The sequence below is a fragment of the Bacteroidota bacterium genome, assembly GCA_016699695.1.
Classification (GTDB): Bacteria; Bacteroidota; Bacteroidia; order Bacteroidales; family UBA10428; genus UBA10428.
The window spans coordinates 1,241,431-1,266,728 of the sequence record CP065006.1; the positions used below are offsets into that span (position 1 = coordinate 1,241,431).

Sequence of the window (25,298 nt, forward strand, 5' to 3'; positions counted from 1 at the left end):
CTATTCAAGGGTAGATTCAATGATATAACGAGGACGCTTTTTTATCTCCTTGTAAATTTTGCCAATGTATTCGCCAATTATGCCCAGAAAGAAAATGTGCAAGCCACCCAGCAGATAAAATGGCAGCACGGTCGAAGCCCACCCGCGGACAGTGTTGCCATTCAGGAAAGAGATTATGGTGATAGCCGATAAAACTACACACAAGATAAATATGACTAAACCAGATATGGTGATGATCCTCAAGGGGCGCACTGAAAATGAAGTGATGCCTTCGAAGGCAAAGGATACCATCTTGCGAAAAGGATATTTGGTGGTGCCGGCCATTCGTTCTTTGCGGTTGTAAAACACACTGGTCTGCCTGAGTCCTATGGCGGGTACAATACCTCTTAAAAACAAATTTCGTTCGTCGAAACGCAAAAGCTCGGCATTGAACCGCCGACTGGTGAGCCTAAAGTCGGCATGGTTGTATACGATATCGACTCCTAGCCAACGCATAATTTTATAAAAAAACAAAGCTGTCGTTCGTTTAAAGAAGGAATCCGTTTTTCGCTCCTGCCTGACGCCATAAACCACGTCAAAGCCATTATTATGCGCATCCAGCATCTGGTCAATCACTTCGACATCGTCTTGCAGGTCGGCATCGATGGAAACTATGCAATCTGCCTTTTGGGCAAAATGATTGATGCCAGCCAACAATGCAGCCTGATGCCCAAAGTTTCTGGCGAGATTAATTCCTTTGATGTTGGGATGTATCTGACCAAGCTCAGCAATTTTTTGCCAGGTCGTGTCAGTGCTTCCGTCGTTCACAAATACTAAGAAACTTTTTTCTGCAACGATTCCTTTTGTTTTTAACTGATGTACTTTTTTGAGAAGCACATCGGCAGTTGCACCCAACACTTCCTCTTCGTTAAAACAAGGAACTACAATAGCAAGACAGGGTAGGTCTTTTTTCATGAAATTGAATTATTCAGTTTTGATGTCTGTGGTTTCGTTTAAACGAATCAGGAAACAGTTCTCATAAGTATCGATTAGTTGATAAGAAAACTTCTCTTCAATCTTTTTTAAATAACCCGACCCGCAAAATAAAATATATTCACCGGGTTTTAAACTATCTGCAATAGTCTTTTTAAATGTGCTAAGCTGTTTTTGTTGGTCTGCAATAAGATAAAAATCAAGGTGAGCATTGTAACCATTGTGTAAAATACTAATTGCATTCAACCCGGGTTGCTTTGTTACCACCCTGTGCATATAATGCCCGTATTTAATCGACCACCATCCGTTTGTATCAAATCGGGTAAGGTTTTTATTCAGAATACTGATATAGGGAAAAATAAATAGAATTATAACCACAATAAGAAGTATGGGCTTAGAAGCTTTTACCCCGGATATGGAAAACAGTTCGTTGGCGAAAGCTATGAAGGTTATGCCAAATAATGCTGCCATGATAGGATAGGCAGGTGCAAGGTATTGCAAACCCTTCGATTGGCTAACCTGAATAACTGCAAAATAGAATATCAGATTTATTAATAGGTAAAGTAGAAACTTTCCTTCAGCCTTTTGACGTAGCCGGTAGGCATATAATAGGACGAAAGGCAAGCTATAGAAAAGGTAACTGAATTTCATATTTAGCAAATGTTTCAGGTAGTAGTTCCATGGTTTTGGCGAAACAACCTGATCGAAATACCTTCCGGTAACATCGTTGTATATACTCGCTTCGATGTATCCGGGGTTTATTCTTTCGCGAACAATGTAATAGGCCAAGCAAACAAGTAAAATGCCCGCCAGAGAAATAGTCAATCCAAAAAATGCTTTGGGTCGAAATCTGACAGAAAGCAATAGAAAAAGATACGTGGCTGGTATAAATATTAATCCCTGTATGGTTTTGGTATAAAAAGCCAATATTGCAAAAACTGAACCTGCAAATAAGTACTTTACATTGATGTTATCTTGGTCCTTACTTACAGTCAGATAAAACAAAAACAGATAAAGTGTTGTAAGAAGGGCCAGCAATGCATCGTAATCACCCGTGCGGGCAATGTGTATGGCAATGTAGCCATCGCATGTAAGCAGACCTAGTGCAGCTGCAAGGCCAATTAATCTGTTTCGAAATTGCTTTAACATGAAGTAAAACAAAAACAGAAAAGTAGCCAGCGCGGCGATGGCTGACGGGAGCCTGACAGAAAGCTCGTTGATTCCATTAAGTTTCATGCAAATTGCCTGAAGCCAGACCATAAGAGGTGGTTTGGTATTCCACATATCCGGTTCGCCATTAAAAGTAGGTACAAGATAATTCCCGTTTAATGACATCTCGGCTCCATTTACAGCAAGCCGTGATTCGTCCCACATGAAAATCGCATCGGAATCGAGATGAAGAAAAAAAACAAAATAGCCACTGATTATTAAAATTAGGAATACACCCAGCTTCTTTATTCCTTTGATTTGCTCTGGATTTGTCATGTTCCTTGTGAGTTTACCTCGAAATTGGCGCTGCATAGTTCTTCACATCCTGCCCGGTAATTTTTTTGTCGCAGAGTATCAGTAGCCTTTCTACTACGTTACGAAACTCACGTATATTACCTGTCCAGTTTATTTGCTGCAGGGCTTCGATGGCATCGGGCATAAATTCTTTCTTAGGCTGGCCATATTCGCTGCATATCAGGTCGTTAAAATGTTCTGCCAGCATGGGTATATCTTCTTTCCGGTCGTTGAGCGATGGCACATGGATCAGAATCACACTCAGCCGGTGGTAGAGGTCTTCTCTGAATTTCTTTTCGTCTATCTCGAGCTTCATATTTTTGTTGGTGGCCGCCAGTACCCGCACGTTGATGTCGATATCCTTGTCGCTGCCCACCCGCGATATTTTATGCTCCTGCAAGGCCCTGAGCACCTTGGCCTGGGCTGCAAGGCTCATGTCGCCAATCTCGTCGAGAAAGATGGTGCCCCCTTCGGCCTGTTCAAATTTCCCTTTCCGCTGCTTGATGGCCGAGGTAAAGGCTCCCTTCTCGTGCCCGAAGAGTTCACTTTCGATAAGTTCAGAAGGTATGGCTGCACAGTTCACTTCGATAAAAGGTCCTGAGGCACGATTACTTTTTTCGTGCAACCAGCGGGCTACCAGTTCTTTCCCGGTGCCATTGTCGCCGGTTATGAGTACTCGGGCATCGGTGGGTGCCACTTTTTCGATCATTTCTTTTACCTGCCGGATAGCTGGCGATTTACCCACCATGTCGGCCTTTTTCCCTATTTTCTTTTTCAGCCTGCGTGTTTCACTCACCAGGTCCTGGCGTTCGAGAGCGTTTTTAAGAGTAACCAACAGTCGGTTCAGGTCGAGTGGTTTGGCAATAAAATCATAGGCCCCTTTTTTAATGGCTTCCACGGCTGTTTCGATGGTGCCATGGCCCGAAATCATTACTACCGGCACATCGGCATTTACTTCCATCAGCTGTTGCAATACTTCCATGCCATCCATTTCGGGCATTTTAATGTCGCAAAACACCAGTTCGTATACCTTTTGTTTGAAGAATTCAATGCCAGCAGGTCCGTTTTCGGCCAGATCAACCTGGTGTTGTTCGTATTCGAGAATATCTTTCAGGGTATTGCGTATGCTGCGTTCGTCGTCGATTACCAGTATCTGGGCCATGCTATTTATATTGAAAGGTTGAAGTGCTAAATTTAGATGTTTTTACTCAAGCTGCAAGATGGGTTGAAAAGATAAGAGATTGTTCAATTCTTAAGATCTTAGTTTACCATTTCGTAAGCTGCCCCTTCTTTCAGCGAGAAATTCGATTGGTAGAGGGTGGTAAAAGTGTGGTTTTCGAACAGGATTTTTACAAAAAGGCTGGCCAGCACAATCATCTCAATTCGCATGGGCTCCATTCCTTTCATCAACCCGCGCTCCTGTTTGGTCGAAGCCGAAAGCATGGCGTGCAATTTATAAAACTGCGAAAGGGGAATTTCCTTCGAAATGGCCTCTGTTTCGCCTTGTGTTTCTATTGCCTCCGTATTGCTTATTAAGTGTGCAAAGGTCTCAAACGATCCGGATGCCCCTACCAGAGTGTCGATGGAATTGTGCTGCAAGACCTCCAAAAGATCCCGCAATTCATACTGCACATAGTTTCGGATCTCATTCTCTTCCTCGATGGCAATAGGATCTGAAGGTTTGAAGCGTTCCAACAAGCGGGCAATGCCCAGGTTGTAGCTTTTCTTCCAATAAATTCTGTGGGTATCGGCCACGATAAATTCGTTACTTCCGCCGCCAATATCGAGGATAAGAAATTTTTTGTTGTTGAGCAACAGGGTTTGTCTTACACCCAGGTAGATGAGTTCGGCTTCGCGGTCGCCCGACACAATTTCCACTTCAATGCCGGTAGATTCCCTGATGGCATCCGTAAGCAAGTAGCCATTGGAAGCCGACCGGAGTGCAGAGGTGCCAAAAGCCTTCAATTCTGTCACCTTATACTGCCGAATTATTTGGGCATATTCTTCAATGGCTTTCAGTCCACGGGCTATAGCTGTGGGAATAATCTCTCCCCGGTTGATACCTCCTTCTCCCAGCTTAACTGGTCGTTTCCCGCTGTGCAGAATGGTGTAGTCCTTTTCGTCTGCCTCGGCAATAAGTATGTTGAATGTGTTGGTACCCAAATCGAGCACGGCAATGCGTTTCATAGAAATCTTGTTTCATTGGTAAAAGTAGTAAAATCCCTATGAGCCCAAATGGCAAAAATCCGAAATACCTCAGGCAAATGACTTATGAATTGATATTTTTGAAATAAATCATTTTATATCTAAAACATAAACTTTACTTTTAGCCCACTTAAAAGTGCAAAGTTGAAGGCTTACTATCATACCAACGTAGTTCAAATCCAATCATTGCCAAAAATCCTTTTTCGGCAAATCAAAAAGCGTGATTCTTTTTCTGCATAGTTTTTCTCTTCCCCTCACAACAATTTTGCTTTATTTTTCTCATTAAACACTTTCAGTAATGGAAATCCCTTATGCAGAGCCATACAAAATAAAAATGGTGGAGCCCATACGCCCCAGCACACGTCATGAACGCGAGCAATGGATAAAAGAGGCTCACTATAATCTTTTTAATTTACGCAGCGAACAGGTGTTTATCGACCTGCTCACAGACTCTGGCACCGGAGCCATGAGCCACCATCAGTGGGCAGCCATGATGCAGGCCGACGAAAGTTATGCAGGTGCATCATCGTATTACAGGCTAAAAGAGTCTGTAAGTAGTCTTACAGGATTTGAGTATTTTTTACCTACCCATCAGGGAAGGGCTGCCGAAAATGTGCTTTTTTCGGCACTCATCAAGGAGGGTGACATTATACCCGGCAACAGCCATTTCGATACCACCAAAGGGCATATCGAATTCAGAAAGGCGCGTGCCATCGATTGCACGGTAGACGAGGCCAAAGACACTTCGAATTATTTCCCTTTCAAAGGAAATGTGTGCCTGACGAAGCTGGAAAAAACAATTCTGGAGCATGGGGCAGAAAAAATTCCCTTCATTCTGATTACCATCACCAACAATTCAGCCGGCGGACAACCTGTATCGATGGAAAATATTAAACAGGTAAAGTCTCTTGCCAACCGCTATGGCATAATGCTTTGTTTCGATGGCGCCCGTTTTGCAGAAAATGCCTATTTTATTAAACTCCGCGAACAAGCATATGCCGAAAAAAGCATACGCGAAATTGTACTAGAAATGTTCGGCCATGGCGATGCCATGACCATGAGCAGCAAAAAAGATGGCTATGTGAACATGGGTGGCTTTATTGCCATGCGCAATGCCAGCTTGTTCGAAAAAGCCTCAAGCTTCAACATCCTTTTCGAAGGTTACCTGACTTATGGTGGCATGTCTGGGCGCGACATGGATGCGCTGGCCACAGGACTTTACGAGGGTACCAGTTTTGAGATTCTGGATGCACGAATTAAGCAAACCGCTTATCTGGGCGAACTGCTCGACGGTTATGGCATACCGGTGCAGCACCCCTACGGAGGCCATGCGATTTTTGTGAATGCCAATGCCTTTTTACCCCACCTGCCAAAAGAAGAATTTGTTGCACAAACCCTGGCTGTCGAACTCTACAAAGAAGCAGGGGTGCGTGCAGTAGAAATAGGTACACTGCTGGCCGACCGCGATCCAGTTACGCGCGAAAACCGTTATCCGGCCATAGAATTTTTACGGTTGGCTATTCCGCGGCGTACTTATACCAACAACCATATGCAAGTGGTAGCAGCTGCACTTAAAAATGTTTATGATAGGCGCGAAGATCTTAAAAGTGGCTACCGGATAGTTCATGAGGCACCATTGATGAGGCATTTTACAGTGAAGCTGGAGAAACTCTAATATTATTTTCGTTTAACCTATTGTCCTTTGGCTACTTAAATTGTACGCTAACTCAGCAAATAGACACCCAATTATGCATTTAAAAATATAGCTCTGCATCAGGAAAATTTGTTCAGCCATATAAAAGTGTGTTACATTGCTGGCTCTTTGGAAAAATCAATACTCGACTATTAATGATACGTATATTCTTTTTTGGTTATTTCCCTTTCTCAATCAGTCCGGCAACTCCGCTCCAGTTAATTTGATTGATAAATAGCTGTGAGTATTTGGGATAGCCTCTTCTTTTCAAATCTTCTGCCTGCTGTTCTTCACTTAGGTTTACATTCCAAAACGACATAAACTGAATGGCAGACTGTGGTAACGATTTATCCCAATAATCAGGGTTGAAGCGCATAATCTGCAAACCTTGTCCGCGCCCGTTGACTTTTAACACAAAGTGTGAATCGTGCCCCGCATATGCCGGTGCGGCCAATTCTGCAGGAGTTAGTTCTGCAATTTCCTTCTTCAGTTCTTCCAACACCATTCTGTCGATTTCAACTTTTTGGAACAAGGAATAATATGCCAGGTGGGCATCGGCCATCTCCTTTACGGTAACCGGAATCCAAAACGGGGGCCTTTCGGGGTTGAAAACCACAATGGTTGTTCTTCCTCCCGGGTAAGACTCATACTCATTAACTCCCGGGGAAAGCTGCCTTTTAAGTGGGAAAACAGGGAAATACGAGCTAAGTTGCTGAAGCGCTTTATTGACTTTGTCTGCCTGAGAAAGGTCGTATCGCGAACCGTCTTCAACGATGGATTCGGGGGTAAAAAACCAACCATCGTGCCCACCGGCAATATTGTTTATCATAATTCCGGATTGGGGAGGTTCAATGGTCCATTTTCCACCTTTTGAGTCGAAAATTTCAAATAAAAAATCTAATGACGCCGGTATACCATATTCCGATTCGGAAATTGTCGAAAAATCGCCCCAAACCCAGGTAGTTAGTGCCCGCAGGTCGTAACCTGTTGGGTTAAGAAGCATGGGATGGTTTTGATGGAACCATTCTGCTGCATCGGCTACATTTTTTTTAAAAGCAAGGTTTACGGTTGAGCTTAGTGTTGCATTACGCAGACTATATGACTTTTCCAGCAGGTGGCTTTCGAAGCGGTATTTCCCTTCTTTATTCAGTAACCATTTTGTCTCTTGTGCGTGTGAAAGAACCGAAAATATAAATGCGGTGGTTAAAAGCGTAATGATTTTCATTTTTTTATTAAATAAACTGTTGTCAAATAAAAATTAACCTTTTGGGCTAAAACCCTTAATTGCCCCGGGCTTAAGCCCGGGGCAATTAAATAATACAAAATATAATCTTTATCCTAAAACTAACTTGCTTATTCTCACCTTGAGATTAATGCTATTAAACTATGGTTTGATTGTTTTGATATCTGTTTATTACTACAATAGTATTTACTGTCCATTTCTCCAGCATTACCAATCCGGTAATTTTTATTTAATCGGATTTATTCAGCAGAAGCGTTTTTTAAACAAATACTTTCCAGATTGCTGTCAATAATTTGTATCAATCGATTCGATGGTTATCGTTTCGGCCGATTGAAAGATTTCCATACCGGTAGTTACCGATTCCGGACATTTAACCAGTGTATTTAGAAAATCCTCACCCGCTGTTTCGTATGCTTTGACCTTAATAACAAGCTCATCGAGCTGTGGTTTCGATTCAATTGCCTTCACTAAAAATGCTTCCGCATCTGTTTTGAGCAATTCCGACAGCGACCCGGATAGGGACGACAACTCTTGCAGTGCATTTTGATAATCCGTTAGCGATGTGCTCCTGAAATCTTCGACACATTCACCAAGGTTTTTAATACCGCCGCCCAACTTTGCAAAATCGGTTGATTTTACCGTAAGGTTTTGCGAACTGTTACATCCACATTCTTCTGGCTCATAAGGTAACCCAACTTGTTTTGGAGGTATAGTTGGAGGTTCGGGGTCAACCAGAACTTCATCGTCAGTTGCAGGTGTTTCATCTGTCGGTTGGTCGTTTTGCGGCTCCTGTTCTGTTGGTTGTTCTATTGTAGGAGTTGGATTTGTTGAAGGGGTTTGTTCGCCCGGAATCGGAGTTAAATCGGCTAGTTCGATATCCTCGTCTTCGGATTCTTCTGTTTGACTGTTGCACTGCTGCTCGCGATAAGTTATGCGCTTCAAGTCTCTGTGTGCTTTTTCGTAATTCTCGACTACACTTTTCATTACCTCTTCGTGTTTCAGGATTTCTCCAATATTATTGCCGAATTTCTCGGCTGCTTGTTGTACTTCAAGAACCCCAATTGCTGCACTTAACGATTTTCCCCAAAGTCCCTCAACAACTTCCCCAAACTGATTTTTCACTATTTTCTCAAACGATTCTCCGGAAGCTGTTTTGCCAATATTGTTTTTTAGTTCTTCGGGGTTGCTGCTGGCAATTATTTCTGACAAGGCGCTTCCTTTGTCGGCAATCTCGGCTGTTACTTTTACAGCTCCCGATGTTTTACCATTCGCAATAATAGTGAGGCCGGCTTTTGCTAGCAATTCAATAGTTGAACTCACCAGTTCGTCCCTGGCTTTTTCAAATTCCGGAGAACCTGCATAACTTTGTAATTCTTCTGTGGCCTCTTCTAAGTTTTCTAATGCTGCTTCTTTTATTCTTTCTATGGTGGCAATAGTTTCGTCGTCGCACTTAACAACCTCAACCTCTACAGCAGGCCCAACAGCAGCGCCACATTCCGATTTTGCCTGAAGCATGGTGCTTCCTTCGACAATACCCTGAAGTGTAACTTTGTTTCCTATGCCAACCGCCGATAAGATTCCGGGATTTGCCGGCTCAAATTTCACGAGTTCAGCGGCATTTCCTGGTTGTCCGGTAACCGATATGGTTAAAATGCCCGATTTTTTATTCCCATCAACATCATACAACGCGATTTGAGGTATTTCTTCACCACCGTTGTACGATTCAATACTAACACACGAGGCTTCCATTGAAGTTTGCGCCGTTTTTCCATCCGGGGTGGTGTATTCCACCATTAGCACACCCTCACCCGGCATTACTCCGTTGACGGTTGCCGTAGCTGAGCCATCGGAAGTTACAGAAAGTATATCGCCAGGTTCTACCCAGAACTTATAGCTTCCTCCTTCGGGTTTGGCGGTGGCGGTAACCGTGCCAGTTTCTCCAACACCAATGTTTTTGCAACCGGCTAATGTTATTGCCGGTTTGTCCGACTCTTTGTAAGGAACAATTGTAATTTCCAGGGTGTGTTCCTCGGTGGTAAATTCCGGGCCGCTTGCCGTGGAGCGTTTTTTACTTTCGCTCGATTTCCAACTTGCAGAATAACCATTGGCTGTTTTGTTAATGTTGCAATTCCTGTCGGAGCCAAGGTCACAGCCTCCCGAACACCATATATTGTAGTCGTCGTAATCGCCACCATAATCTTTCCATTCCCCATCAAACATTTTTCCTGAATAGGAACCTACAGCTTTTATATCAATGCTGGCGCTCGCAGATTTGTACTCACCGGAATATTGGAAATGAATAGAAGCTTCGGGCCTTGCTGAGCCGGAAACATTATCACTCCGGATATCTTCGTCTACAACTTTACCATCGATAGTTTCGCGGTGTTTCGATGATGAGTTATATGTTCCCTTACCGGTAACAGAAAAACTTAGGGGTTCGCCGGCATCAGAGGTGTATAGGAATTCAAGGTCAGGATTTTCTGCCTGGTTCTCGACGACCGCAGTAATTTGTCCGCTGGCTGAAGTTTGTGCAGACTGGTGACTTTCTTTGGACCATGCATGGCCTCCTGCATCGAATGTCGACGATGTGTCTCTTTGGTGGGTTTTGGTTGTAGAAATTTTGGCCGTTATCAACCACAATTGGCGGTTTTCTGTGTCGTCATATTGTGAGAATATGCTTTCGCACAAGAGTATCAGAATAACAAAAAGTTGTATTGATTTCATTAAAAAACTGGCTGTTAATGAGCTGTAATAATAGGCAATAAGGTTTTAGGAAAATTTATATCGAGCGATTCCTCGAAGCGGGCGCAGTGGTAACTTATGCTATTGGCCTTCAGATATTCCTGTGTGCGCTGTTCAAGGAATTTTTTGTTGGTAATCATATGAAAAGTTATTAGCTGGATTTCGGATTTTAACCTGCTTTTGTCCCAATAGGCCGGGTTTATCTTCATTATTTTCGGAAATCCGGTGAGGGTACCAACGCGAGAAAGCATTCCGCTCATCGTAGCGTGTTTGTTCCAGTCCGATGGCGGAATAGCAGCCCACTCTTCATCCAGCATTTGTTTTGAATATGCCCACTGAATTTCATCGGAGTTACGTTTAATTTCGGCATATGCCACATCGAAAGCCTCCTTTACGGTGACAGGCAGCCAGTAATCGGGCTTGGCCGGGTCATACAATACAAAATATTCGCCATCATACACGTCGATTCCCTGCGCTATGGTTTCCTTTTTTTCGGGAATGGCAAAGAAATCCGGGTTGCGGGAAAAACCTGCAGACCAGCCGGGCTGAACCATATTTAAATAAATCGACCATTCGGGTGGTTCTATCAAGCCGCGGACTTCAGTTCCATCCTTTTTTCGGTACCACGCAGCAAATTCGAAACTAATGCGTGAAGGGACCCCATAAACCCCTTCGTACTGGCAGGCAACAGTGGTATAAATCCGCGCCCGGCCATCGAAGCCTTTCGTTTCGCTTAACACCTGATTCTTTCTTATAATAGCAACCAGTTCATTAATTTTCTGAAGGTTTGCTGTCATTTCGGCTTTTGTAAAACTGCAATCCGAACCGACATAATCGGTACGGTTCAGAATTTCGAATGTGCCCTGTTTTTCTAAAACCAGTGGAAGTTCCTGGGCATTGCTACGATAAACCAGGATTGTAAAAACCAGGATTGCAAAAAATGGAGTTTTCATACTATTTTATAAAATGAGTTAAACCTGAATTGTTCGTTAATAACTGCCATGCAGCAAGCAACTTGGAATACTATTCTTTAGGATAAATTAATCTTGTGGCACACCGTTAATTAAAACATGCTTTTTGCCATTTTCTTCATACCAGTAATCATACGTGGTTCCCCCAGTGTACTCCGAACTTACCCGTCCTTCCCGGTCGTATGAAACAGAGCTAGTGATTTCACCATGCCTAATCTGACTTTCAGTATGTTTTTTCCCATCTTCGTAAAAAGTATTCGTATATCCCGAATATTCCCAAGGCTCCCCGGTCAGATTGCTTTCCGATTTTAGTGTTACGTTTTCGTAGTATTCCTTAGATAGTCCTTGCGGGACACCATTTTCATAGTTTTGTTCCATATGAACCTGTCCACTTTCGTAAAATGTTTTTTGTATTCCCTGCCGGATACCTTTTACAAGTTTTTGCTCCTCCAACAGAGGCCCTTTTTCGCTGTAATATTTATAAATACCATCGGGAACGCCATCCGAGAGAATATATTCTTTCATGATTTTCCCGCTTGGATAATATTCGCTTTTGGGGCCGTTCAGCGGATTGTCGTTGTTTTGGGCAATAAGTATAGTCGGCAATACCAGTAAAAAAGATAGCAACAGCACTGTATTTATTTTCATGTTACAAAGGGTTAATTTTAAATGAGTATCGGGAATGAACAATTGAGCAGAAACACTGATTGTCCTTCATCTCTACCTGGCGGCAGACAAGCTCGGTGAAGCAAAGCGGAAGCCGGGGATATAATAAATATTTACTAGATTCCCGATTACTCGGGAATGACGCTATGAATGAGGTTTTCAGTAATTTAATCATTAAGATATTACAATTCCGGCTAGTCATAATTTTATTCGCGCGTAAGATTAAAATCAATGGTTACGGTTGTTGTCTCCGTTCCCTGCGAAACATCTTTGGTTTCTTTCTCACTAAGCACTTTATCTTCGGGACTGCCCTGAAAAGGCCCGAATACAGCTTTTAAAGGAACATCGACACTTTTGGTTTTTGTATCGCGGGGCTCAGACTCGTCTTCGCATGTACCTTCAACCTTTTTTTCGGTAGTTGTTTTTAGCACTCCTTTTTTTGAGGTAGCTTCCACCAAAATCATATAGGTGCCATCCTTTGTGAATACAATTTTAATTCGCACATCATCTACCTTATTGCCTTCGAAAGTGCTTTCGTTTGATAATCCTTCCACTTTTGCCTCAGATTCATCTGTTTCGGTAATCTTGGCTGCTCCCTTTTTGCCATTTTTACAAGGATAACACGAGAAATCCATTACTGAAGTGAGTTTGGTATTCATGTCGTAGGTTGCTGTGCCGTTTGCTGCATTTCTACCGGTTTTGGTAAATTTCCAGGTCAATGTGGAATTCATTTTAGAGGTTATGGTGGTTGTTAAATTGCCACCACAGGGTGCCGATGAAGTTGAAGTAGTTGTTTCATCTTTCTCCCCCTTAACTTCGATGTTAACTGTGCCTTTGTAAGGGCAAATTTCCAGCTCCAGCAATTCATCGATTAGTTTATCGCTTATTTTGGTCATTTTATTTAAGCCGTCTGCTCCATGGGTGCCAGTTTCTAAAATATTTGCAAGGGTTTCGGCTTTTTGTGAGTCCATGCAAGTAAGGTTAAAGGTAACATTGCTGTTCCATACTGTAATTTGTATGCTTATCAGGTATCTGCACCCCATTGCCTGACCTATATTTTTTATGGCTTCGTCGCTGCGATCGCTGAGTAATGCACGCGTTCTTTCCCATCCAAGCAAAGTAGTTACTGAATTTATATCGTTAACCAATGCACAGGGAAAGGTTTTTTCAATAGCATTTGAAACCTCAGTTATAAATGGAGATCCATAGGCTGTAGCTGCAAGTGAATCGCCTTTATATTTTAAGGTAATAAAGAACTTTGTTTCAGAAGCCGAAACCATACCAAAGGCAAACACTGTGATCAATAAGAGGAATACTATTCGTGTTCTCATTCTGTTAATATTTGGCAGCCGGGGAATTTATTTTCTAAAGTGGTAATTTCCGAATCGGGAATATTCGTTTTGGCAATACCCAGTTTTTCGATCGATGAAAACGACTCAGCACATGGGAAAACCGTTGAAAGTGGGTTTACATCGATATAAAGCTCTTTTAATGTTTTTAGATTTGCCAGATCTACAGGCAAAGCACTGATGTTATTATTAAACAGCCCCAGCACCGATAAGCGTTTAAATCCGGTTACTTCCGGTGGGATATCTCTTACAAATACACCAAAATTTATGATGTATAAAGTTTCCAACGGATAACCGGAGGCATTTTTGAGTATTGCGCTAATATTTACCGGAACAGGATGTTCACCTGCTGTAATTACCAATACTTTAATCCCCAAGAAATTTGGCATTTGATCGATAACTGCCTGTACACCGGGCATAGAAAGGTCAATGACCAGGGTCGTCATCTGTTCAAGATATGCTGCATTTTTTACGGTTTTATCATCATCTGCCTTATATTCCTCAACAATTTCTTCACGCAAGGGTTCTGCCAGCAGAATATCGGCGCCTTTGCCCCCGGCAGCAGCTTTCCATATTTGTGCGTAGACATCCATTTTCTGATCGACCATTTCCTGGTTCAATTCATTCAGCTTCTGGGCATCTTTGTTGTCAGTACCTTCTTCCTGTCCGCTATTGTTTTGTGGATTAGCCTGTGAATTATTAGCGGCCATCAACTGCGCAGCAAGCTCTTTTATTTCTTCATTCGCTTTTTTAGCAGCAACCGGATCGTCCCAATTCGTAGTTTGCCGGATTTTGGCCATTTTCTGCCTTATCTCTTCTTTGGAGGGATTATTATTCTGCCCGTAGGCAAAAACAGTTAATCCCAGGAATAGCAATATCAGCAATTTTCTCATTTTCGGTCGGGAATTCAGTTGTAGTTTTTTATGAAATACATATTGTTTTCTATTCCGGGAAGTACAATACATATTTATTCACATCTTTCAGGCGTTTGAGATATTCAACAATTGATTCAAGACATGCAACATCCTTTGTATCTGGAGGAAGATCAATTCCGGTTTCGGCTTTCAAAACAACACTGTTGGTTTCTCCAATTTTACGGTTCTCGGGCATTCGTTCTTTCACATTTGCCAAATGTACACGTAATTGAGCTCTGTATTTTGGAGTTTGATACGCACAATACTTTATTTGTTCTCTTTTAATTTTAGCCTCAAGTGTGTCTATTTCCGGAACTTGAGCAGATGTAATTATGGTTCCATACGAAGCTTCTTTGTCGCGAAATTTCTGTATGTTATTGAGCATTTTTTGTGCCTCAGGATCGTTATCAATTGCATTGTACTGTGCTTGCAATGTCTGGCTGTTGTTAACCAATTCGTTGTTAAGGGTTAGTTGTTGATTAGTAAGTTCCATTATATTTTGCGAATTCTGGATATTCGCGGGTTGTTTAGCATTTGGATCATTTGTAGCCATTGCCTCTGTTGCATAAGCTTCGGCATATGCAGTGCGCCCTGCTTCGCTCATATTTTGCAGATTTTTTGCTTCATCCATCGACATGTTTGTCTGCTGCATCATCATTTTATTGGCCAGTTCCTTTTTTTCGGCATCCGACATATTCTTCGAATTTTTCATTTTATTTATATCGGCATCCGACATTCCATACGTCTGTTGCATTTGTTTTGCAGCATTTTCCTGAGCAACAGCTTTGTTTGCTTCAACACAGGCATCGGCTTTTTGGTTTCTTGCGTGTATATCGTTATTAATTTCGGTAATAAGTGTTTGCACTTTTTCCATGTACAAACTAACCTCTTCATTAGTAACAGAACACGAGTCATTCGGCAAAGCTGGTATGGCTTTTAAATAGACTTCCGGCGTTTTTTGAGCAAGTAACACTGTCGCAAACACTATAGCAATTGATGTTAAAATATACTTCTTCATAGCATTACAATTTTATAAATTCCACTCTGCGGTTAAGCGCTTTATTTGCCGGCGAATCGTTTGGTGCAACTGGTTGACTTTCGCCTGCTCCATCCGATTCAATTCTTGAGGCATCAATTCCAAAAGTTTTTACCAATTCATTCTTAACTGAAGCGCCACGACGTTTCGAAAGATCGAGGTTGGCAGCATCGGCGCCGTCGCTATCGGTATGCCCAACGATTTTTATTTTTACATCGGGGTTTTCAGTTAAAACTTTTGCAATTTCTTTGAGTGTGCCGTACGATTCGGGTTTTACTACATCTTTATTTACATCGAAGTAAATTCCGTAGCTAACCAGCTTGCCTTCGGTAATTAATTTGCTGCGCATATCGGGTGCACCCACTGCAATGCGGATATTGGAAATCATGGCTGCACCGTATTCAAACCGAATGCGGTCGGGTTTCAGGCAGCCAGTAGGGAATGCTTTAGGAAGGTCGATGATTTTATTTTCGTTTTGGTATAGTCTTACTCTGGACTTTTGAACCCATACCGAAATATGGTATTTCTGATTCATCTTTTGCTTCAGCTGCTCCTCGTTGATATGTCCGCTCAATTTAGAAGCCTGGCAATCGTCTTTATTTAGCCAGGTGCTGTAGTTTGGCCTGCCAAAATATTCAACATTGAAATAAAAACCTCCCTCGCCCGGAGCCGATCCGCCGTCCCAAGCCCTGGCATTCTTTGCCTGCATAAGCCTGAACCCATAACCACTCATACCGTCGCCCTCCAGGCCTCCTGTCGGGATAACATCAAATTCTATGGTAAAGTTTTCCGGAAGATTTAAAAGTTCGTCGGTCCAAACACACTCAGACATCACAAACTTCATCCAGTTACCAGGGAATAAATTGGTGGTAACCACTTCGGCAGAGCCGTTGGTATTCCATAGCATTGGAAAATCGCCAACAGCATCCTGACTGAAGTCGTCGAAGAAAATAATTTTTTCACCCGGTATAAAATCGAACTTTGAGTACGATTCCAGCTTAGGATCGTCTTGTTTTTTCTGGCCGCCGGATTTACCATCCGAGGCAAGCTGTTCATCTGATTCCACCTCTTTTGATTCGTCTTTTTTCGACTGGTCATCGTCATTTTCTCCTTCACCCGTGACCGCATCTTTTACTCCTCCCTCAATTACATCCAAACCTTTGTCAATTCCCTGATCTGTCCGGAGATTGGCTCGGTTGAGCGACTGATTTTTTAGCTTTCCTTTTACATCGATTACCTGTGCAGGCAACACTAAACTAAAAATGCATGCAAGCATTAAAACAAATAATTTCGTTTTCATATTGTAGAGCTTTAATGGTATGTGTTTGAATTAAAAGTACAATTTGAGGGTACCTAATGCTATCCCCTTTTTCGTGGAATTTTCAGGATCTGCTAATTATGTGAAAAAATAGCATTGCAGCTTACAAAAAGCATTGTAAAAATCAATTAGCTAAAGTATTTATTCCCTTTTATGGTATATACTCAAGCTTGTTGTTTCTCCCTGAACAGGATTTTTTGAATATGTCTTAATGGTTAATGTTTGACCATCATCCGATACTTTTAGCGTCTCAGCATTCAAAAATTGCTCTGATACTCCATCTTTAATTCTCTCATCAATGTATGTGAGCGTAATTGATTGGAAATCATCCGTCCACTTTGCCGTTTTCTTAATGATGCCCAAACTAAACTTTTCGCTTGTCTCTTTTCCATCCAAATTATACACTTCAGGCTCTGTCGCCCAATCAGCATTGTCTGATTTAGTGTAGATTTCGCTATAGGTAAGTGTTGAAGTCGTTTGTGTAATTGTCCTTATTACGACACCCTCATAATTCGATGCAATTTGTCCCGGGGTGCTTTTAGTTTTATCGAATTCCCATTTGCCGGAAAAATCTTTTGGCGTTTGGGATTTTAAACTTATTGAAGAGAGTAAAATGACCAAACCCAGCAATACGAAGAAAATTGCATACTTATTAAGTTTGATAATTGGTATTGTTTCCATTAGTTCAAAATTTATTTTAGATTTTTACTTCTAACAAGTAAATATGAAAAGAAAAACCAGGGGGAATAACCCCCTGGGAAAGAATTAAACTTCGCTGAAAGTAATATTTGCAGGTATTTCGAAAATGGATGCGGCTACTGGTCCTTCCTCAATTTTTGTAGCTTCGATTATCATTTCACCCGTACCGAATTTAGTTATGGTTTTCATCATAATATTACCCCAAACCCAGGTTGTCATGGGTGAACCTCCGAATTCGGCCGAGTACTTCTCGCATTTTCTACCTGCAATGGTTTCATCCGCTAACTTTTTAACCTTGTATTTTTTCATGGCTTCCATATCCATTTTTGAGAAATGCATATCGTTGGTATACCATTTGGTTTTCGTGCCAGTTGTTTCTCCGGCTTTAAATGAATATTGATATCCATCGCGGCGGATTTGAATGTCTTTCGAGGTAATACCTGCCATTTCAAGTTCTGTTACAAATACTTCCATAAGTCCATAATTGTCCCACGTGAGGGTTTGCACCACACCCATGGGTGCCGTATAAACAATGGTTCCCGATTTGACTTCGTAACGCTTTTTTGCATCGCTTTCTAAATCGGCCGTTTCGGATATTTCGTCGATTTTTTCGCTATCGGTAAGAGCTTGCTCTGCTGCTGATTTTTCTCCGCTGTTTTTACACGATGCAAAAACAAACAGAATTGATAGTAAGGTATATTGAATGGTTTTCATAGTCTATTGTATTATTGATTACATACCTGGCATTCCAACACCTGTTAGCGCTGCTCTTGATAATAGTATTGCCCCTAAAATGAGGGATAGTACAATGGTAACTCCGATAATTACCAAAAGACTAACAATGAAATAAGGAGCCAGTTTATCTTCCGGTGTCTCCATCATAGGTTTCATTCCCATGTAAAGCAGGTATAGACCATATAAACCTCCAAGCATAGCCAAGAAACCAAGTCCTGGAACGAGATAAAAAATTCCAGCTACAAAAGAAGCGGTATAAGAATACACCACCAATTCCATGGCTTTGTTGAAATTTTTTCGAGAAGCAAAATTCGGCGCCAACATGTCTATAATCATTGCTGAGATAAAGGCTCCACCCACCGTTGCGATATAAGACACTACAGCCTGACGTATACCCCATGACCATGAACCGGAAACATGCCCGGCAAAAGGTATGTTGTAGCCGATTAAACCATACCGGATAAACTGTGCGGCGGCAGGTATCAGCGCCAGCAGAAGCAGATAACTGGTTACAAGCTGTGCCACAGGGGTGTTTTCACGACTGATAACTTCCCACTCATCTTTTGGCTTGATGAGAATGTTTTTTACTCTTTCGATGATGTTCATAATTGATGGTTTTATGGGTTATGTAAAGATTTGATTTTGACAGAAGTTAAACCTTTTTATTCGAATTAAAATTTGTTGCATAATTTATATTGCTTACCAATTATCCCAATCCGGATCTTTTTCTATCGGAGCCGGATTAAAAGTGATGGTAACTTTTATAGTGCCCTCCGATTCGAAACTTTCATCTTTAGTGTAGCGGTTTCCGCTTGCTGTAATTGTATATGAACCTACCGGCTTAAGCAGGTAGTCGTCTAATCCTTTCACATCTTTGATGATAAGTTGATCGTAAATCTGGTTTTCGTTCAACCTAATATCGGCATCGCTTATGGAGTAGGGTATTCCAATGAAATTAGGATTGTTAGTGGGTACCAGCTTTTCCTGATAATCGTCCCAGCCCATATTACTGCCATTGCCTTCGGGGTGAATCCTAAGCTTATCTAAATACATGGCTCCATTTAGCCAGATAACATATTGGGGAACTAAAGATGGCAACTCACCTTGTGCACCAACATATGCTTTTATTTCGAGTTGGATCGATTCAATCGTGTTGGCGCCTTCGGCTTTTGAAACGATTGTTTGAACATATTTTTCCTGATTCCCCACATACCGGTATCCCATTTCAGAGTAGTCTCTCCCGACATACAAAGGATATCTTTCGTCTTTTATTGTTTTTGTAACATCGTTTGGGTCGCGCACAATGTCGTTCGACGAACCGGAAAGTATGGGGCAATGGTCTCCCGCATCGCATTCGCTGCGCCTTTCGGGGGTTTCGGTATACATAATAATACGGTTGCGCATAATTTCGCAGGCAAGCTTACCGGTTATTACATAATTTTGTGTGGTCGATTGGCGTGGTTCTTCTTTTGAAGGAGTATAAGTGGAAGAATTGGTGTTTATCGTAATTTGGGCTTCAATTTTTCTAACCGGTGCTTTCACTTTTATAGAAGCACTTTTTGTTGCTTTGTTGGTTCTTCCACTGGGGTATTTAAATTTCCACGAAGCACGAATCTGGTCGGTACAACTATTTTCAGGGGCCAGGTAAGTGACTTCGGCTTTACCGTCCTCATCGGTTTTTACCTTATCCTCCAAAATCGACCCCTTTTTCACTTCTACAAGAATTTCTTTATTCTTCAAGGGCTCCCCATCGCAATCGGTAAGTGTAATAGTAATTTCCTCAGTCCTATCGTACAACGATTCGTATTCCACTTCGTACGATGCCTGGTCAAATTCGAACTTAGGTTCAATGGCAACCTCGCCATTATCTTCTTCGTTCGATTTATCGCGTTTGTTTTTTTCGTATTCCGCAATGCGTGAATTTACCAGATGTGAAATCATTTCCTTACTAGCACCTTCAACAACATTATAGGCTGATTCAGGACTGTCAATGACATCCCACCGCTCGAAAATGGTTTGATTTTCGCGGAAATTGATGCATTTAATTTGCAAATTAGAAGCAGTACTTCGCTCTTCGTTTGTAACAGTGCCAAAAATTATGTAATCAAGCATCTCGGAAAAAGGTGGTGGAGGCAATTGTGCAAACGAAACGGAATTCTTGAAATCGCCCCAGTAATAACTATAATTCTTTGTTGGGCTTCCGTAGCAAAGTTTATCATAAGATACAGTGGGCGAGCTATTTTGAGGCCCTTTACTCAACTTGAACCTTTCATCTGCACTTTCTGAGTATTTGATATTTGTGTAATAAGCCTCGTTGGCATAATTCAGCATACGCCATTGAGCAAACTGCTGACGAAGTGGCCCGTCAACAGGGCCGTTTTCGTCTTCTTCCAGCTCAACAACTTTATAATAAGTGTGTGGGTTAAACCCAATAACTTCCAGATCGAAACCATAGATAAACCGATAACCGCATTCGATGCCTTGTGCCTGTATTCGGCTTGAACCCAGAATAAAAAGTGCTAAAAGAACAATTCTTGTTTTCACGATGTAGTATTTTGTAGGTGTTGGTTAGATCAAAAGTAGATTACCGTGTGGTGAATAATATCCCCTTTTTCGTGGATTTTGGTCGATGTCGAAATTTCAACATAAAGACAATTCAACAGCCATTCGCTATTTTCAGCATTCCACTATAGCTATCGTCCTGCGCTCAGGTAATCATTCTTCAGGAAAATTTTATTTCCTGATTGCGTTGGATGATTAATTTCGCGTTGATTAATTTCGTACTCAGGGAAAAATAAATCGGAACGAAATTCATCTGTTATAATCGCTTTATAGCTTCTTAGAGCAGTATTATTGAGAATGAAATTCTCGAAAAAAGCAATTCGCTCATTCAAAGGGGTAATTTCTTTCAGGATTTTGAGCATGGGGTATCCCCTGAAGAGATCGGTGGTGATAAAGCGCTTGCCGGAAAATACAGTGGGCGATATCTTAAAAATTGCACTAAAAGCCGAAACCCGGCAAAAAACAATAAAAAGTTCCGAAGGAGTATCTGAAATGATACGATGGTTACTTTTGGGCGATAGAATAAAGTATTCGGGGAGTTTGATATTCCCATTCATCGAGAGAATTGAGCCACTCTTGTCAAGAAAAAAAACCAAACTTACAGTTTCAACCGGAATGACAAGGTTTTTAAAATACTCACTATTCTCGTCATTTATCGCACTCAGATAACCAACTACGAGTTTGCTTAACTCCTTTGATGGTAAAACCAATTCAGGCTTCATATAACTTTTGTTAACTTTAACCATCAACAAAGCTATGCCCTTGCCCTGATCGAAATATCCCCTTTTTCGTGGATTTTTATTTAGCCTTAAAATGTTAGTTTTGAACGACCCAATCGTTGCAATGGCTCAGGTACAGAAATGGAAACAGTCTTCTATCATTTGAAAGGGTGACTGGATGTATTTTTATCCTGCAAAAACGAACTACCCTGAAACTTCGATGTGACCATTGAAAAAATTATTGACACATGAAAGGGAATTTTATATTGGATGAAAAAGGTAAAACCGACTTTGGAAATGCCTTGGAATTACTTGACAAATCTGTTCATGAACTCCGTCAGGTCGCACATAACATGATGCCTGAAGCGCTAATTAAATTCGGGTTAAAAGATGCTTTGACGGATTTCTGCACCTCGCTCGAAAACCTGAAAGAAATTAACATCCAATTTCGATTTTATGGCGAGAATCAAAGAATGGATCAAAATATCGAAATTGCTCTGTACCGTATTGCCCAGGAACTGGTTAATTATGCACTGAAACATTCAGGAGCTTCGGAAGTATTGATCGATTTGGTTCAGGATAAGGAACGTATCAACTTAACGATTGAAGATAATGGAAAAGGATTCGATATCGATAAAATATCTGAATTCAAAGGAATGGGACTTAAAAGTTTAAAATCGAGGGTAAATGCGTTGAACGGGGTTTTTGATATCATGAGCATTCCCGGGAAAGGAACCGAAATTAAGGTTGAGTTTGGGTTAAAATAAATTATAATCCAAAAATTTTATCTAAAAGCTTTGGGTTTAACAATTATCTTATATTCCCAATAATACTTTTTTTAGTCCCTTGCTCCTCATTTGAAACAATATTATGTTCATCGGCACTTTGTTTTCTGATGATCGCCCCTTCAGGAACAATAGGAGCTTCTTTTTCGCAGCTAGTATTTAAAGCAATTAAAATGAATGAGATACAAATTAATGATATAAATGATTTCATAAATTCCTTAATTTTTGTTTATGAACAAAAATAATCATTTTTTTAATCGGCATAAAAAAGAGGCCTCTTATGTTGTTATGACGCATAAAAATAAGAGAATAAATAGATGTTAGAGTTGGTCTTTCTTGAAGATATTTCTAACTGGATGTATTAAGAAAACGACAAATAAAAAACATAGAAGATTCTACATTGATTAACGAAAGAATATAATTATCAAAATAATTCATGCCAAATACAACTTCTCAAAAAACTAGAGTAAAAAACTAATTATTGGTGAATATTAAGCTTGTCCGATATAAGAAATGACATAAAAAATATTTCATAAATGAAACGACTTTTAATCAGCATAGTAAGTTTAAATTTTTTATTCGCTTTATATGCACAAAAAAGCGAATATAATGATAGCCTAAATTTGGTAGTAAGTAGTCCGGCATTTTCTAATGCTGAAAAGGCTTCAATACTTAACAACTTAAGCCATAAGGTGCTTGAGAATAATCCTCAAGAAGCATCAGAATTTGCATTTAAAGCATTGGAATTATCAATTAAGTCGAAAAACAATAATTTAATTGCTCTTTCATACCAGAATGTGGGAACAGCCTATTATAAAAGGAATCTACTAGACAGTGCTGGTATTTATTGCAGAAAAGCAGAAAAAATATATCTCGAAAATGGCGACACCTTACCCTTAGGATTTGTATTTAAAGAACTAGGCAATATAGAAGCCGATAATGGTAATTACAATTTGGCCTTATCGTATTATCAAAAATCTTTAAAAATATACGAGAAGCAAAACGATGTTCACAATCAAGCTGTTATAAATAGCAATATTGGAGCATTGTACATTAATCTTGGCGAGATAGAACAGATGTTCCAATACTCAAGCATAGCACTTAAGTTCTTTCGGAAGGAAAACCATAAAATTGGTATTGCTTCATGCTTAACAAACCTTTCAGAATATTATTTTCAGAAAAATGATACTACAAATATTAGATTGTCATTAAACGAGGCAATTCAATTGTTTCACGAAGAAGGAGCATCAATAAATGAAGCCAATGCTTTGGGTAGTCTTGGCGATTATTATTCTGTTTATGCTATGGATCAGGATAAAGCCATAAACATCTACAAACAATCTATGCAATTGCTTAGCGAAATTGAAAATAATAATCTGCGAATGGAAAATTATCGTAAGATTTCGCTGGCTTATTATAAAAAACAAGATTATAAAAACTCGCTAGAATTAGCAAAAAAAGCTTTAGAAGTTACAGATACTTCAAACATAAACTACATGCAAGTAAACTATTACTTGTTCACATACATCTACATGGGGCTTAGAGATTTTCCGAACGGTGAGTATTCTTTTGATAAATATGTCGAACTTTCAAATGAGGTAAATCACGAAGCCCGAATAAAAGAAATTGCTGAAATGGAAGTTAAGTTTGAAACCGAGAAAAAGGAGAAGGAAATAATTCAACTTACCACAGAAAAGAAATTAAGAACCATCATGATGCTCTCCCTTGCTGGATTTATGTTATTGGGGAGTGTTGTGGCATACTTTGTTCTCCACAATCACAAACAAAAGAGAATAATTACAGAACAAAAATATAGCGAATTATTAAAAACCCAACAACTACTTGCCACCCAAGCTGTTCTTTCGGGCGAAGAAACAGAGCGTCGCAGGCTTGCCCGCGACTTGCATGACGGTCTCGGAGGCATGCTTTCCGGAATAAAACTGAATCTATCTAATTTAAAAGGCAATTATTTCCTCGACGAGGAGGGAAAAACTAATTTCGATAATGCAATCAACAGCCTCGATTTGTCGGTAACGGAACTACGACGGGTAGCCCATAACCTTATGCCCGAAGTGCTATTAAAGTATGGGCTAAAAGAAGCCGTTTCCGATTTTTGTTCCACCTTAAGCCCAGGAGATGCCATACAAACTGAATTCAGATTTTATGGAATTGAAGTACCCGTTGAACAGAACCTTGAGATTACCGCATTTCGTATCATACAGGAACTGGTTAACAATGCTCTCAAACATTCCGGAGCAAAGAAAATACTTGTGCAACTTGTTCAGGAAGAATCCAGACTGAGTCTGACGGTGCAAGACGATGGAGCAGGCTTTGATATACAAAAGATCGATAATAGCAGGTCTTTTGGACTTAGCAGCATTCAATCGCGTGTAGCAAGTTTTAATGGAATCATAGATATTCATACAGCACCTGGAAAAGGCACGGAGGTGGAAATTGAATTTGAAATCTAACTGAAAGGTTTTATAAGGATTTTTTAGTACATTTAGAAACCTTTCACAGTTTTCATGAACGAGATTCTCATTGTAGAAGACCACCCACTGGTGGCCGAAGGCCTTCAGAAATTACTTGCCGATAATGGCATATGTGTTTCATGTCCGGTGGCTTCAAGCGGTGCAGAATGCATTGAGATACTCAAAAACTATATCCCTTCAGTCGTTTTTCTCGACATAAACCTGCCAGACATCAACGGAATTGATTTATGCAAGCAGATACTTAAAATGCATCCCGCAATAAAGGTTCTTGCATTAAGCTCGTTCGGTTCGCGCAGCTTTATTGAGAAAATAGTGGAAAACGGTGCCAGTGGATACCTGGTTAAGAATTCAGATTCGGAAGAAATAATGGCAGCAATTGCCGCAGTAAAACAAGGAAATAAATACTTTTGCAAAACATCGCAACAAGTTTTATCGAGCAAAACCGATGGCGGATTGCCGGTGCTTACCCGACGAGAAGTAGAAGTCATGCGATATATTTCGGATGGCCTCACCAACAACGAAATAGCAGAACAGATGTTTATCAGCCCGCTTACTGTCGACAGTCACCGCAAAAATTTACTTACCAAGCTGGGAGCCAAAAACACGGCATCTCTTGTAAAAATAGCCATGTTGCACGATTTAATTTAGGTGGGATTTATAGACTCTATCTTTAACCATACCCTTGCCCATTAAC

At 40.8% G+C, this 25,298-nt stretch carries 22 protein-coding genes; 4 read left to right on the forward strand and 18 right to left on the reverse strand.

Annotation, left to right across the window (positions count from 1 at the left end; translation table 11 throughout):
- The 4 genes from IPM71_05310 to IPM71_05325 form a co-directional block, all read right to left on the reverse strand.
- Entirely contained in the window at positions 1-954 is a 954-nt protein-coding gene (locus IPM71_05310; GenBank protein QQS52152.1) for a glycosyltransferase family 2 protein, read from the reverse strand.
- 9 nt (positions 955-963) lie between these two features.
- On the reverse strand, positions 964-2,457 hold the full coding sequence (locus tag IPM71_05315) for a glycosyltransferase family 39 protein (GenBank protein ID QQS52153.1): 1,494 nt from the start codon (positions 2,455-2,457) through the stop codon (positions 964-966).
- A 13-nt stretch (positions 2,458-2,470) separates the two neighbouring features.
- The gene (locus IPM71_05320; GenBank protein ID QQS52154.1) at positions 2,471-3,637 is read right to left on the reverse strand and encodes a sigma-54-dependent Fis family transcriptional regulator; all 1,167 of its coding nucleotides are present in this window, start codon (positions 3,635-3,637) and stop codon (positions 2,471-2,473) included.
- A 98-nt stretch (positions 3,638-3,735) separates the two neighbouring features.
- On the reverse strand, positions 3,736-4,662 hold the full coding sequence (locus tag IPM71_05325) for an exopolyphosphatase (protein ID QQS52155.1): 927 nt from the start codon (positions 4,660-4,662) through the stop codon (positions 3,736-3,738).
- Positions 4,663-4,978: 316 nt separating this feature from the next.
- Here IPM71_05325 and IPM71_05330 point away from each other — a divergent pair, with 316 nt between their 5' ends.
- The gene (locus tag IPM71_05330; protein QQS52156.1) at positions 4,979-6,355 is read left to right on the forward strand and encodes a tryptophanase; all 1,377 of its coding nucleotides are present in this window, start codon (positions 4,979-4,981) and stop codon (positions 6,353-6,355) included.
- Between the two features lie 196 nt (positions 6,356-6,551).
- Here IPM71_05330 and IPM71_05335 read toward each other — a convergent pair whose 3' ends face one another.
- The 13 genes from IPM71_05335 to IPM71_05395 all read right to left on the reverse strand — a co-directional run bounded on the left by IPM71_05335 (position 6,552) and on the right by IPM71_05395 (position 21,330).
- Complete coding sequence (locus IPM71_05335; GenBank protein ID QQS52157.1) at positions 6,552-7,598, reverse strand: hypothetical protein; 1,047 nt, start codon at positions 7,596-7,598, stop codon at positions 6,552-6,554.
- A gap of 303 nt (positions 7,599-7,901) precedes the next feature.
- Positions 7,902-10,340 carry a hypothetical protein gene (locus IPM71_05340; GenBank protein QQS52158.1) on the reverse strand — a complete coding sequence of 813 codons (2,439 nt, stop codon included), beginning with the start codon at positions 10,338-10,340 and terminating at the stop codon, positions 7,902-7,904.
- Between the two features lie 14 nt (positions 10,341-10,354).
- The gene (locus IPM71_05345; protein QQS52159.1) at positions 10,355-11,311 is read right to left on the reverse strand and encodes a hypothetical protein; all 957 of its coding nucleotides are present in this window, start codon (positions 11,309-11,311) and stop codon (positions 10,355-10,357) included.
- An 87-nt stretch (positions 11,312-11,398) separates the two neighbouring features.
- Positions 11,399-11,977 carry a hypothetical protein gene (locus tag IPM71_05350; protein QQS52160.1) on the reverse strand — a complete coding sequence of 193 codons (579 nt, stop codon included), beginning with the start codon at positions 11,975-11,977 and terminating at the stop codon, positions 11,399-11,401.
- A 224-nt stretch (positions 11,978-12,201) separates the two neighbouring features.
- The gene (locus tag IPM71_05355) at positions 12,202-13,326 is read right to left on the reverse strand and encodes a hypothetical protein (protein ID QQS52161.1); all 1,125 of its coding nucleotides are present in this window, start codon (positions 13,324-13,326) and stop codon (positions 12,202-12,204) included.
- A complete protein-coding gene (locus IPM71_05360) occupies positions 13,323-14,237 on the reverse strand; it encodes a hypothetical protein (GenBank protein QQS52162.1) in 915 nt (304 codons plus the stop codon). Before IPM71_05360 ends, IPM71_05355 begins: the two co-directional genes overlap by 4 nt.
- 49 nt (positions 14,238-14,286) lie before the next feature.
- Positions 14,287-15,276 carry a hypothetical protein gene (locus IPM71_05365; protein ID QQS52163.1) on the reverse strand — a complete coding sequence of 330 codons (990 nt, stop codon included), beginning with the start codon at positions 15,274-15,276 and terminating at the stop codon, positions 14,287-14,289.
- A 4-nt stretch (positions 15,277-15,280) separates the two neighbouring features.
- The gene (locus tag IPM71_05370; protein QQS52164.1) at positions 15,281-16,594 is read right to left on the reverse strand and encodes an OmpA family protein; all 1,314 of its coding nucleotides are present in this window, start codon (positions 16,592-16,594) and stop codon (positions 15,281-15,283) included.
- A gap of 159 nt (positions 16,595-16,753) precedes the next feature.
- Entirely contained in the window at positions 16,754-17,293 is a 540-nt protein-coding gene (locus IPM71_05375; GenBank protein ID QQS52165.1) for a hypothetical protein, read from the reverse strand.
- 84 nt (positions 17,294-17,377) lie between these two features.
- Positions 17,378-18,025, reverse strand: coding sequence for a hypothetical protein (locus IPM71_05380; GenBank protein QQS52166.1), 648 nt, complete (start codon positions 18,023-18,025; stop codon positions 17,378-17,380).
- Positions 18,026-18,043: 18 nt separating this feature from the next.
- The gene (locus IPM71_05385; GenBank protein ID QQS52167.1) at positions 18,044-18,652 is read right to left on the reverse strand and encodes a YIP1 family protein; all 609 of its coding nucleotides are present in this window, start codon (positions 18,650-18,652) and stop codon (positions 18,044-18,046) included.
- Positions 18,653-18,745: 93 nt separating this feature from the next.
- Positions 18,746-20,590, reverse strand: a complete 1,845-nt coding sequence (locus IPM71_05390) for an Ig-like domain-containing protein (protein QQS52168.1) — start codon at positions 20,588-20,590, stop codon at positions 18,746-18,748.
- Between the two features lie 149 nt (positions 20,591-20,739).
- On the reverse strand, positions 20,740-21,330 hold the full coding sequence (locus IPM71_05395; protein QQS52169.1) for a hypothetical protein: 591 nt from the start codon (positions 21,328-21,330) through the stop codon (positions 20,740-20,742).
- A gap of 245 nt (positions 21,331-21,575) precedes the next feature.
- Here IPM71_05395 and IPM71_05400 point away from each other — a divergent pair, with 245 nt between their 5' ends.
- On the forward strand, positions 21,576-22,094 hold the full coding sequence (locus IPM71_05400) for a hypothetical protein (protein ID QQS52170.1): 519 nt from the start codon (positions 21,576-21,578) through the stop codon (positions 22,092-22,094).
- 43 nt (positions 22,095-22,137) lie between these two features.
- On the opposite strand, the gene IPM71_05405 is transcribed toward IPM71_05400, so the two are convergent.
- Complete coding sequence (locus tag IPM71_05405) at positions 22,138-22,323, reverse strand: hypothetical protein (GenBank protein ID QQS52171.1); 186 nt, start codon at positions 22,321-22,323, stop codon at positions 22,138-22,140.
- 325 nt (positions 22,324-22,648) lie between these two features.
- On the opposite strand from IPM71_05405, the gene IPM71_05410 reads away from it, so the two are divergent.
- Entirely contained in the window at positions 22,649-24,583 is a 1,935-nt protein-coding gene (locus IPM71_05410) for a sensor histidine kinase (GenBank protein QQS52172.1), read from the forward strand.
- Between the two features lie 54 nt (positions 24,584-24,637).
- Positions 24,638-25,252 (forward strand): response regulator transcription factor, encoded by a 615-nt coding sequence (locus IPM71_05415; protein QQS52173.1) that lies wholly within the window; start codon positions 24,638-24,640, stop codon positions 25,250-25,252.
- Positions 25,253-25,298 lie beyond the last annotated feature (46 nt).